This window comes from Variovorax sp. J2L1-78 (genome assembly GCF_030317205.1).
Classification (GTDB): Bacteria; Pseudomonadota; Gammaproteobacteria; order Burkholderiales; family Burkholderiaceae_C; genus Variovorax; species Variovorax arabinosiphilus.
The window spans coordinates 1,214,425-1,224,483 of sequence record NZ_JASZYB010000001.1 but is presented as its reverse complement, the minus strand read 5'-3'; the positions used below and the strand labels follow the sequence as shown (position 1 = coordinate 1,224,483).

The 10,059-nt window shown below is 68.5% G+C and carries 10 protein-coding genes; 4 read left to right on the top strand and 6 right to left on the bottom strand.

Features of this window, described 5'->3' with window-relative positions; translation table 11 throughout:
* Positions 1–17: 17 nt before the first annotated feature.
* Genes QTH86_RS05930 through QTH86_RS05920 form a run of 3 tightly spaced genes read right to left on the bottom strand, consistent with a single transcriptional unit; the run spans position 18 to position 1,854 of the window.
* Positions 18–620: an NADPH-dependent F420 reductase gene (locus QTH86_RS05930; protein WP_286645594.1), complete on the bottom strand. Its 603-nt coding sequence runs from the start codon at positions 618–620 to the stop codon at positions 18–20.
* A 46-nt stretch (positions 621–666) separates the two neighbouring features.
* Positions 667–1,080, bottom strand: a complete 414-nt coding sequence (locus tag QTH86_RS05925; protein WP_286645595.1) for a GFA family protein — start codon at positions 1,078–1,080, stop codon at positions 667–669.
* Positions 1,081–1,119: 39 nt separating this feature from the next.
* A complete protein-coding gene (locus QTH86_RS05920) occupies positions 1,120–1,854 on the bottom strand; it encodes an SDR family NAD(P)-dependent oxidoreductase (RefSeq protein WP_286645596.1) in 735 nt (244 codons plus the stop codon).
* Between the two features lie 113 nt (positions 1,855–1,967).
* Here QTH86_RS05920 and QTH86_RS05915 point away from each other — a divergent pair, with 113 nt between their 5' ends.
* Positions 1,968–2,330, top strand: coding sequence for a winged helix-turn-helix transcriptional regulator (locus tag QTH86_RS05915; protein ID WP_444813586.1), 363 nt, complete (start codon positions 1,968–1,970; stop codon positions 2,328–2,330).
* 15 nt (positions 2,331–2,345) lie between these two features.
* Here QTH86_RS05915 and QTH86_RS05910 read toward each other — a convergent pair whose 3' ends face one another.
* Together QTH86_RS05910 and QTH86_RS05905 are read right to left on the bottom strand one after the other, a co-directional pair.
* Entirely contained in the window at positions 2,346–3,416 is a 1,071-nt protein-coding gene (locus QTH86_RS05910) for an SDR family oxidoreductase (RefSeq protein ID WP_286645598.1), read from the bottom strand.
* A gap of 219 nt (positions 3,417–3,635) precedes the next feature.
* Positions 3,636–4,838, bottom strand: a complete 1,203-nt coding sequence (locus QTH86_RS05905; RefSeq protein ID WP_286645599.1) for an MFS transporter — start codon at positions 4,836–4,838, stop codon at positions 3,636–3,638.
* Positions 4,839–5,042: 204 nt separating this feature from the next.
* On the opposite strand from QTH86_RS05905, the gene QTH86_RS05900 reads away from it, so the two are divergent.
* Both QTH86_RS05900 and QTH86_RS05895 read left to right on the top strand, forming a co-directional pair.
* Positions 5,043–5,351 (top strand): helix-turn-helix domain-containing protein, encoded by a 309-nt coding sequence (locus tag QTH86_RS05900; protein WP_286645600.1) that lies wholly within the window; start codon positions 5,043–5,045, stop codon positions 5,349–5,351.
* Positions 5,348–6,721: a type II toxin-antitoxin system HipA family toxin gene (locus tag QTH86_RS05895; RefSeq protein ID WP_286645601.1), complete on the top strand. Its 1,374-nt coding sequence runs from the start codon at positions 5,348–5,350 to the stop codon at positions 6,719–6,721. The genes QTH86_RS05900 and QTH86_RS05895 overlap by 4 nt, the downstream gene beginning before the upstream one ends.
* 3 nt (positions 6,722–6,724) lie before the next feature.
* On the opposite strand, the gene QTH86_RS05890 is transcribed toward QTH86_RS05895, so the two are convergent.
* Positions 6,725–7,651, bottom strand: coding sequence for a LysR family transcriptional regulator (locus QTH86_RS05890; RefSeq protein ID WP_286645602.1), 927 nt, complete (start codon positions 7,649–7,651; stop codon positions 6,725–6,727).
* A 70-nt stretch (positions 7,652–7,721) separates the two neighbouring features.
* On the opposite strand from QTH86_RS05890, the gene metE reads away from it, so the two are divergent.
* Positions 7,722–10,058, top strand: coding sequence for a 5-methyltetrahydropteroyltriglutamate--homocysteine S-methyltransferase (metE, locus tag QTH86_RS05885; RefSeq protein ID WP_286645603.1), 2,337 nt, complete (start codon positions 7,722–7,724; stop codon positions 10,056–10,058).
* The last annotated feature ends 1 nt before the right edge of the window (position 10,059 follow it).

Here is a 10,059-nt window from a genome sequence, read left to right as displayed (position 1 = left end):
GTCGCGCCGATCACTCTTCAATGGTCGAACTTGACGAGGTCCTTGAAGATCAGCGGTCCCCAGCTTTTTCCGCGCGCCTGCACCAGCAGTCCGCCTTCCGAGAGCCCGCCGAGCTGGATCGGCGAGAAGCCGAGCTTTTCCGCGAGCGTGGCGATCTCCGCTGCTGCGCCGTCATCGTCGCTGGCCAGGAACACGGCTCTCTTGCCGCCCTGTACGGCCGGATCCCGGTCGAGGACGGCAGCGACCAGATGGTTGAAGCCCTTGACCAGTTTTCCACCCGTGAAGGCCTGCGCGACGACCTTGGACGAAGGCTGTCCTCCCAGTGCCTCGGGGGACACGCCGTAGGCATTGGTTACGTCGACGATGGTCTTTCCCTCCCAGGTCGGCAGTGCCTTCGCGACCTCTGGGTGCGACTCGAAACGGACAGCCAAGAAGACGATGTCCGCCTTCACGGCTTTCGCTAGCGTGGTGGGCGTGATCTGGGGCCCGATCGCGGCCGCAGCGGACGCGAAGCTTTCCGGGTCGCGTGTGGTTGCAACGGACACGTCGATGCCGCTTCGGGCAAACGCCTTGGCGAGTGCCTGGCCGAGTTTGCCGAAGCCGATGATGGCGTAGTTCATGGTTTTCTTTCAGATCCGCGTGCTGCACGCAGGAGTTCGATGAGGTTCACAGGAGGCGCGTGTCGGCCGGCGCATGCTTGAGGTCGTCATGACGGCCGTCGTTGAATTTCAAAGTCTTGGCGAGCTGGTCGGCGTCTTGCTCGACACCATCCAGCGCGGCAATGGACACGGCGTAGAACGTCGCTCCGTTTCCCTCGCCGACGATGCGGACGCCGCAGGTCTTGCAGAAGCGGTAGCGAAGGTGGGACTCGGATTTGCCAGGCGGAATCCAGGCGTAGTCGGACAGCTGGTCTTCGCCTCTTTCGAGCTTGAAATCCTCAGGTTGCACGATGGCAAACCAGAAGCGCGACTTGGTGCAAATCGAGCAATTGCAGCGCGTCGTTCCTTTGTCGAAGTCGATCTTCGATTCGAAGGCGACCGCACCGCAGTGACACGAGCCTTGATAGGTCTTCTTCGCCATCGTGTTTTCCTTTGTCCGCGTTGAGTAGAAGGTGGCGCGTCAGATTTGCGCCAGGCCGCCGTCGACGGCGACTTCGCTGGCCGTCATGAAGCTGCTGTCCGACGACGCGAGAAAGGCAGCCACCGCGCCGATTTCCGCCGGATCGCCCATGCGCTGGAGCGGCGTCATCGCGCCGAAGGCCTTGACGCCATCCTCGCCCAGCGCTGCCTTCGCGAGGTCGGTCGCGGTCGGTCCGGGCGACAGCACGTTGACCCGGATGCCGGTGCCCTTGAGGTCCTCCGCCCAGGTCCGCGCGAGGTTGCGCACGGCCGCCTTGCTCGCGCTGTAGACGCTGAATGCCGGAGCGCCCGTGGTGCCGGCGCTCGATCCGGTCAGGATGATCGATCCGCCCTGGCCCATCAGCGGCAGCGCCTTCTGGACCGTGAAGATCGTGCCCTTCACGTTGGTGTCGAAGGTTTCGTCGATGTGCTCGGCGGTGAGCTTGCCGAGCGGCAGCGGGCCTCCCGCACCGGCGTTGGCGAAGACGATGTCGAGGGTCCCGCGCTCGGCCTTCACCGCTGCGTAGAGCCGGTCGAGGTCGGCCTGGTCGGAGACCGAGCCCCGGACAGCACGGGCATGGGGCCCGAGCTCGGCAACGGCCGCGTCGAGCGCTTCCTGCCGACGGCCGAAGATGAAGACGAAGGCTCCCTCTTCGATGAAGCGCTTTGCAGCGGCGAGGCCGATGCCGGTCGCGCCGCCGGTGATCACGGCGGTCTTGCCATTCAGTCTGGTCATGTCATGCATCCTTGATTCAAGTGGACGGAGGCAGGGAACTGCTTCCTTGAACACGAATATGCGTTTCTGATAACCTAAAGACAAGTATGCACTTTTAGGTAAGTACCAAAGAAATGATGAAGCCCCCTGAAATCTGCGATACCGGCTGCGGGCTCAACGCCACGCTGCGCATCATCTCGGGCAAGTGGAAACCGCTGATCCTGTTCTTTCTGCGCGCCGGTCCGAAGCGCTACGGCGAGCTCAAGCGCCTGATTCCAGGCGTGAGCGACAAAGTGCTGATCCAGTCCTTGAAGGATCTGGAGGCCGATCGCGTGCTGGCGCGAAATGACTACAAGGAGGTGCCGCCCCGCGTGGATTACGCGCTGACGCCGCTCGGCCGTAGCCTGGCCGACGCGATCGTCCCGTTGTGCACATGGGGAACCGAGAACGCGGCAGAAATGGCCAGCATCTTCGCCAGGCGCGACACGTTGCCCTAGCAGGATGCCGGGCGCTCAGCGCTTCGGAATGATCCGCTCGGCCTCGAGCCGCTGGAACAGGTCGAAGAACGCGTCCGGCGTGCTCTGGAAGTCGAGGAAGCCGGCCTTGCGGCTCTTGGTCATGTCGGCCAGCACTTCCATCGGCCGGCCGAGGTCGGCGTCGGTGTGCCACCAGGAGGCGAGCCTGTCGATGTCCGGCTCGCGCAGTTGGTGCTTCGCGGCGATGGCGGCCCACTGCGCGGGCGCATCGGCCATGCGGTCGGCCAGCGGTCGCGTCGTGCCGTCGAAGGGCGCGGCCTCGATGCCGAAGTAGTCGGCCAGCCGCGGCCACAGCCACTTCCAGCGGAAGACGTCGCCGTTGACGACGTTGAAGTCCTCGTTCCTGCCGCCGTCGTTCGTCGACGCCCATTCGAGATGCCGCGCCAGCAGCCGCGCGTCGGTCATGTCGGTGAGGCTGTTCCATTGCGCGGCCGAGCCGGGGAACACGAAGGGCTGGCCGGTGGCCTTGCACAGCGTGGCGTACACGGCGAGCGTCACGCCCATGTTCATCGCGTTGCCCACCGCGAAGCCGATGATGGTGTGCGGCCGGTGCACGCTCCAGCTGAAGCCGTGGCGCTCTGCGGCCTCGAACAGGCGGTCTTCCTGCTCGTAGTAGAAGTTGTCGACCGCCTGGCGGCCCTGTTCCTCGCGGAAGGGGGTCATGGGCACCGCGCCGGTGGCGTAGGCCTCGAACGGGCCGAGGTAGTGCTTCAGGCCGGTGACCAACGCCGCATGGCCGCCCTTCAACGAAGGCCCGACGGCATCGAGCACATTGCGCACGATCGCGCCGTTGACGCGGATGTTCTCCTTCTCGTTGGCCTGGCGCGACCAGGCGGCGAAGAACACATGGCTCACGTCGAGCCCTTGCAGCACGTCGCGCAGCTGCGCCGGGTTCGTGAGGTCGGCGATGAGGGGGATGCAGCCCGAAGCGACGGCAGTACGCCCGCGCGACAAGCCATGGACGGACCAGCCCTGGCCGAGCAGCTGCTCCGACAGGGCGTTGCCGATGACGCCGCTGACGCCGACGATGAGGGCCTTGTGTGCCATCAGGTCATCACGGCGACGGGTGTCGCGGCTTTCGGAGTCTTGGGCGTCGGGTCGCAGGCGGCAAGCGCGAATGCGGCGAGGCCGATGGCGGCAGCGAGGAGAAGATGTTTCATGGGGCCTCCGTGCTCAGTGGGTAGACCGCCATGGTCGGCAGCGCGGCCGGGCGGTAGCGCACGCCCTTGTCGCGTACCGGCGTAGGAAAGCAAGCGAGTCGGTGGCTCAGTGCGCCGGCCGCGGGCTGAACCAGTACACCGCCGTGCCCAGCACCACCAGCGCCGACGCGCACAGGAAGATGCCGGTGTATGCGGCCGGGGCGCCCGCGCCGCTGCGCTGGCCGGCGTCGGCGATCAGCCCGAAGGCCGAGGACGTGAGCCCCGAGCCCAGGAAGACGAAGGTGTTGAGCACGCCCAGGCCACGCCCGCGCAGGGCCTGCGGCACCAGGCCGCGGCCGTGCGCCATGACCAGCGGGTGGCACATGCCGAAGGTGGCGAGCAGCGTCAGCAGCAGCACGCCGGGCAGCAGGCCGACGTCGGGGGCGACGCTCAACACCAGGCCGCCGACCAGCGACATCAGGCCCCAGCCGATCACCGTGGTCTTGAGCGTGTGGCGGCGCACCAGCACCGGCAGCAGCAGGGCGGTGGCAAAGCCGCCCAGGCTGACGAAGGCCAGCGCCAGGCCCCGCGCGTCGGCGCCTAGGCCGTACACCTGGGCCAGGTAGGGGCCGCCCCAGGCGTTGCGGAAGGTGGTGCCGGCCGCCAGCGCGACGCACAGGGGGATGAGCGTCCACATCGCGGGCACCGTCAGCAGCCGCGCGCTGCCGGCGAACAGGTCGCCCAGCCGCTCCTGCTGCGCGTCGGCGTGGCCTTCGTCGTGCACGTGGCGCCACACGCCGATGCAGGCCAGCAGCATGCAGACGGCCGCCACGGCCATGGCGGTGCGCCAGCCGAAGCGGTGTGCGGCCCAGCCCAGCGGGGCGGTGGCGCACAGCGCGCCGACCATCGAGATCGCATTGGCTCGGCCCACCACCGTGGCGTAGCGGTGCACCGGCAGGTGCTCCGACGCGTAGTGCATCAGGCCCATGAAGACCGGCGCACAGGCCAGGCCGAGACCGGCCTGCGCCACCATCGCCGTGGCCCCGTTGGGCGCCACCACGAAGAGCAGGGCGGCCAGCACGCCCACGCCGGTCAGCAGGCGGGTCGGGCGGCCGACGCCGTAGCGGTCGAAGGCGATGCCGATCGGGATCTGCGCGACGGCGAAGGCCAGGAAGAAGCACGATGACAGCGTGCCGAAACCGGCGGGCGAGAGCGACAGGTCGTGCTGGAGCTCTGGCGCGATGACCGCGAGGCAGGTGCGGAAGAACTGGCTGAGCGTGAAGGCGAAGATCAGCGCGCGAAGGCCGCGCGCGGTGTCGTTGGAGGGCATGGAGGGAGCGTGCGCGGCCAGTGGCCGAAGAGATGGTCGAGCATAAGCGGTGCGGTGGGAGGGGTTCGCTGGGGTGCCCGGCGTCGTGGTGCCGACCGTAAATGTATCGAATACGATAAGTAAATATAAATCGTATCGAATTCGCAACTTGTATTTGTAGCAAATACGATAAGCTACCCATCGAATACTCGGATACGCAACACCATGAGCACCTTGTTGGAACTGGCCGAACGCGTGGAAGCCGCCCGGCGGGCGAGCGGCCTGACGCGACAGGCGCTGACCGAGAAGGCCGGCGTCAGCCGCCAGGCCGTCTACCGGCTGCTCAAGGGCAACGACGTGCAGGTGTCGACCCTGCTGGCCGTGATGGACGTGCTGCAGCTGGATCTGGTCACCGTGCCCCGCGCGCTGGAGCGCGGTCTGCCCGAGCTGCGGACGCCCGCCGAGGGCAGCCCGACGCATGCGCTGTCGGCCGTCCAGCAGCGGCTGGCGCGCCTCAGGGAAGGCCGCCAATGAACGTTCCGGTGCTGGTGATCAAGCTGCATGGCCAGCGCATCGGCTGCCTGTTCAAGTACGCGCAGCCGGGCCTGCCGCCGATCCTGCGCTTCGTCGCCGACGAGGCCTATGCCCGCCTCCCCTGGGCCGAGGCCGACGTGCTGTCGGAGTCGATGCGCGCGGAAGACCCGGCGCAGCAGCAGTCCTTCTGGCTCGACGTGACCCGGCCCGAATTCAACAGCACGACCGGCAGCAAGGGCGACGCCCAGTTGCCGCCGTTCTTCCAGAACCTGCTGCCCGAAGGCATCTTCCGTCGCTTCGTGGCCGAAGAGGCGGCCATCGATCCGTTGGACCACATGGCCATGATCGCGGCCTGCGGCAAGAACATGCCGGGGGCGGTCACGGCGGAGTGGGAAGACATCTCCCGCGACACGCTGCAGCGCCTGGTCACGCAGAACCAGGACGCGCTCGAGGCCTCGGTCTGGTCGGAGCCCTTCCAGGACGCGCTGTCGATCTCCGGCGTGCAGCCCAAGATCGGCGTCAACCGCACTGCCGAAGGCCGCTTCGTCGGCCGCACCTCGCAGGGCGACGCCGCCATCATCGCCAAGCTGCCCTCGGCCGAATACCCGCGCATGCCGCAGCTCGAGCACCTGGGCATGACGCTGGCCGGCCTGGCCGGCGTCGACGTGTGCCGCTTCGAGCTGGTGCCGATGACGGCGCTGACGGCGCCGCATCGCTACGACCTAGGCGACGAGGTCGACGGCCAGTTCCTGGCGGTCACGCGCTTCGACCGCGACCACGGCGCCAAGGTCCACTTCGAGGACTTCGCGCAGGTCTTCGGCAAGCCGCCGGAGCACAAGTACACCGAGTCCTACCTCGCGATCGCGGCCGTGCTGCTGGGTCTGCCGCAGTGCGGCGAACCGGCGGTGCACGAGCTGCTGCGCCGCATCGAGGTCAACGAGCTGCTCGGCAACGCCGACATGCACCTGAAGAACCTGGGCCTGATCTACCGCGACCGGCATCACGCCGCACTGGCACCGGCCTACGACATCACGGCGACCTTCCTCTATGCCGGCGCACGCGGCCATGCGCTGCGGCTGATGCCGGATGCCGAGAAGCAGCACGTGGAGCCGATCTTCAACCCGGCCCGGCTGCAGGCCTTCTGCAATGCACTGGGCCTGCAGGTGGCCGGCGCGTCGAAGGTGGTGCGCGACGTGGCGGCCGAGGCCGGCCGGCAGTGGCTGGCGCCGATCCTGGCCAGCGGCCTCACGCCGCGGCAGAAGCAGCAGTTGCTCGCCCGCGTGGCGAACCATCCGCACCTGCGTCAGGCGCTGCAGCGGCTGCGCCGGCCGGACCTGCTCGCAGCCTGGGACGAGGCCGCGCGCGCCTAGGGCTCAAAGTAGCGCGATGCCCGGCAGGCTCACGAAGCAGCTCTCGCGCGTGATCTGCACGAAGTCCGCGAGCCATGGCCGGGCCGATGTGGCCGCCGTACAGGCCATGTGCAGCTCGCCGGTCAGCCCCTTGGCACCGACCCGCCTGGCCGTGACGTAACCGCGGTCGAGGTAGCCCTGCACCGCCCACAGCGGCAGCGTGGCGACGCCACGGCCGCTGGCCACCAGTTGCAGCATCGCGACCGTCAGCTCGGTGGTGCGCCGCTGCGCGGGCTGCACGCCGGCGGGGGCCAGCACCTGCCGCACGATGTCGAGCATGTCGTCGGGCACCGGGTAGGTGATGAGCGTCTGGTCGGCGAAGTGGCGCGCCGTGAGGTGCGTCTTCGACACCAGCGCATGGTCGTTGGCGAGCAGCGCGACGATCTCGAACTGGAACAACGGGTGGTAGTCGACCGCCTCGGCCGGGTCCTGCTCGGAGACGATGGCGACTTCGGCGCGGTTCTGCAGCAGCAGCGCGATCGGGTCGGGGTGGAAGCCCGAGACGATGTCCAGCTCGATCTCGGGCCAGCGGCTGCGAAAGGCGTCCATCGCCGGCATCAGCCAGTCGAAGCAGGTGTGGCACTCGACCACGATGCGCAGCTGCCCCGCGCCGCCGGCCGCCAGGCGCGCCACGTCGCGCTCGGCTTCTTCCACCATCGGCAGCGCCGCGTCGGCCAGCTGCAGCAGTCGCAGGCCGGTGCCGCTGAACTGCGGCGGCACCGACTTGCGCTCGAACAGCGGCGTGCCGTAGCGGTCTTCCAGCAGCTTGATCTGGTGCGACAGCGCCGACTGCGTGAGGTTGAGCAGCTGCGCAGCGCGCACCAGGCTGCCGGTGTCGCGCAGCGCGGCCAGGGTGCGCAGGTGGCGGATTTCGAGGATCGATTGCGACATGAATGAAATTCAAGTTGATGGGCAAAAGGTTTCGTTTGAATCATAGTGCCGCAAGCCCGACCATCGCGGCATGACACGCATCCCTACCCTCGTCCACACCCTCGGTTTTCCGCGCATGGGCGCACAACGTGAACTCAAGTTCGCCCTCGAACAACACTGGCGCGGCGAGATCGACCGCGCCGCCCTCGAAGCCGTCGGCGCCGACCTGCGCGCCCGCCACTGGCTGGCCCAGCGCGATGCCGGGCTCGACCTCGTGACCGTCGGCGACTTCGCCTTCTACGACCATGTCGCCAACCACATCCAGCTGCTGGGCTGCGAGCCGGAACGCTTCGGCTTCGGCGGCGACGAGCCCGCGCTGTCGCGCTACTTCACCATGGCGCGCGGCGTCGCGGCCGATGAAGCGGCACCCGGCGGGCACGAAGGCTGCGCGCATGCGCACACCGGCACCTTCGCGCTGGAGATGACCAAGTGGTTCGACACCAACTACCACTACCTGGTGCCGGAATTCACGCCGGCCACGCGCTTCGCGCTGGGCTCGGAGCGCCTGTTCGAGGAGGTGGCCGAGGCGCAGTCGCTCGGCCACCCGGTCAAGGCCGTGCTGCTCGGGCCGCTGTCCTTCCTGTGGCTGGGCAAGGAGAAGTCGGAAGGCTTCGACCGCTTCTCGCTGCTCGACGCGCTGCTACCGGTGTACGAACAGGTGCTGGCGCGGCTGAAGGCGCAGGGCGTGGAATGGGTGCAGGTGGACGAGCCGATCCTCGGGCTCGACCTGCCCGACGTCTGGCGCCATGCCTTCGAGCGCAGCTATTGGCAGCTGGCCCGCAGCGCGCCCAGGCTGATGCTCGCGACCTACTTCTCGCCGCTGGCCGAGAACCTGCGGCTGGCCTGCCAGTTGCCGGTGGCCGGCCTGCACGTCGACGCGGTGCGTGCAGCGGACGAACTGACCGGCGTGGCCGACTGGCTGCCGGCGCACAAGGTGCTGTCGGTCGGCATCGTCGATGGGCGCAACATCTGGCGCACCGACCTCGACGCGGCACTGGCGCGACTGCGGCCGGTGGCGGACAAGCACCGGGGCGCGCTGTGGCTCGCGCCGTCGTGCGCGCTGCTGCACGTGCCCTTCGGCCTCGCGGCGGAACACAAGCTCGACCCCGAGGTGAAGCCGTGGCTGGCCTTCGCCGTGGAGAAGCTCGACGAGCTGCGCGTACTGCGCGCCGCGCTCGACGGGGAGGAGGGCACGGTCGCGTCCGCGCTGCAGGCTGCGCGCACGGCCGTCGCGGCGCGGCGCAGCAGCCCACGCGTGCACCGTGCCGACGTCGCGCTACGCCTGGCACGCAGCGTCGACGGTGACGACCGCCGGGCTGCGCCCTTCGCCGAGCGCCAGGCGGTGCAGCGCGCCCGTTTCGCGCTGCCACCGCTGCCGACCACCACCATCGGCTCGTTCCCGCAGACCGCGGCCATCCGCGCCGCACGCGCCGCCTTCAAGCGCGGCGAGCTCGATGCCGCCGGCTACGCCGAGCAGATGCGCGCGGAGATCACGCTGGCCGTGCGCAAGCAGGAAGCGCTGGACATCGACGTGCTGGTGCACGGCGAGGCCGAGCGCAACGACATGGTCGAGTACTTCGGCGAGCAGCTCGACGGCTTCGCCTTCACGGCGAACGGCTGGGTGCAGTCGTACGGCTCGCGCTGCGTGAAGCCGCCGATCATCTACGGCGACGTGGCCCGGCCGGCGCCGATGACGGTCGAGTGGACCGCCTTCGCGCAGCGCCTGACGACGCGGCCGATGAAGGGCATGCTGACCGGGCCGGTCACGATCCTGCAGTGGTCCTTCGTGCGCGACGACCAGCCGCGCAGCGTGACCACCGAGCAGATCGCCTGGGCCATCCGCGACGAGGTGGTCGACCTCGAGCAGGCCGGCATCGGCATCGTGCAGATCGACGAGCCCGCTATCCGCGAGGGCCTGCCGCTGCGCCGCGCCGGCTGGAAGCCCTACCTGCAGGGCGCGACGCGCGCCTTCCGCATCAGCGCCTCGGGCGTGGCGGACCGCACGCAGATCCACACGCACATGTGCTATTCGGAATTCAACGACATCCTGCCGGAGATCGCTGCGATGGACGCCGACGTGATCACCATCGAGACCAGCCGCTCCGACATGGAACTGCTGCGCGGCTTCGGCGCGTTCGCGTACCCCAACGAGATCGGCCCCGGCGTGTACGACATCCATTCGCCGCGCGTGCCCACCACCGACGAGATGGTGCGCCTCATGCGCAAGGCCGCTGCCGTGGTGCCGCCCGCCCACCTGTGGATCAACCCCGACTGCGGCCTGAAGACGCGAGGCTGGCCGGAGACCGAGGCGGCGCTTGCCAACATGGTGGCGGCAGCAAAGCAGTTGCGGGCGGAGCTGGCTGGCTGAG

Coding starts and splice junctions, on each gene's coding strand:
- QTH86_RS05900 (WP_286645600.1), top strand. CDS start 5,043: ATGAGCACCTTGTTGGAACTGGCCGAACGCGTGGAAGCCGCCCGGCGG.
- QTH86_RS05895 (WP_286645601.1), top strand. CDS start 5,348: ATGAACGTTCCGGTGCTGGTGATCAAGCTGCATGGCCAGCGCATCGGC.
- QTH86_RS05925 (WP_286645595.1), bottom strand. CDS start 1,080: ATGGCGAAGAAGACCTATCAAGGCTCGTGTCACTGCGGTGCGGTCGCC.
- QTH86_RS05905 (WP_286645599.1), bottom strand. CDS start 4,838: ATGCCCTCCAACGACACCGCGCGCGGCCTTCGCGCGCTGATCTTCGCC.
- metE (WP_286645603.1), top strand. CDS start 7,722: ATGACACGCATCCCTACCCTCGTCCACACCCTCGGTTTTCCGCGCATG.
- QTH86_RS05915 (WP_444813586.1), top strand. CDS start 1,968: ATGATGAAGCCCCCTGAAATCTGCGATACCGGCTGCGGGCTCAACGCC.
- QTH86_RS05910 (WP_286645598.1), bottom strand. CDS start 3,416: ATGGCACACAAGGCCCTCATCGTCGGCGTCAGCGGCGTCATCGGCAAC.
- QTH86_RS05920 (WP_286645596.1), bottom strand. CDS start 1,854: ATGACCAGACTGAATGGCAAGACCGCCGTGATCACCGGCGGCGCGACC.
- QTH86_RS05930 (WP_286645594.1), bottom strand. CDS start 620: ATGAACTACGCCATCATCGGCTTCGGCAAACTCGGCCAGGCACTCGCC.
- QTH86_RS05890 (WP_286645602.1), bottom strand. CDS start 7,651: ATGTCGCAATCGATCCTCGAAATCCGCCACCTGCGCACCCTGGCCGCG.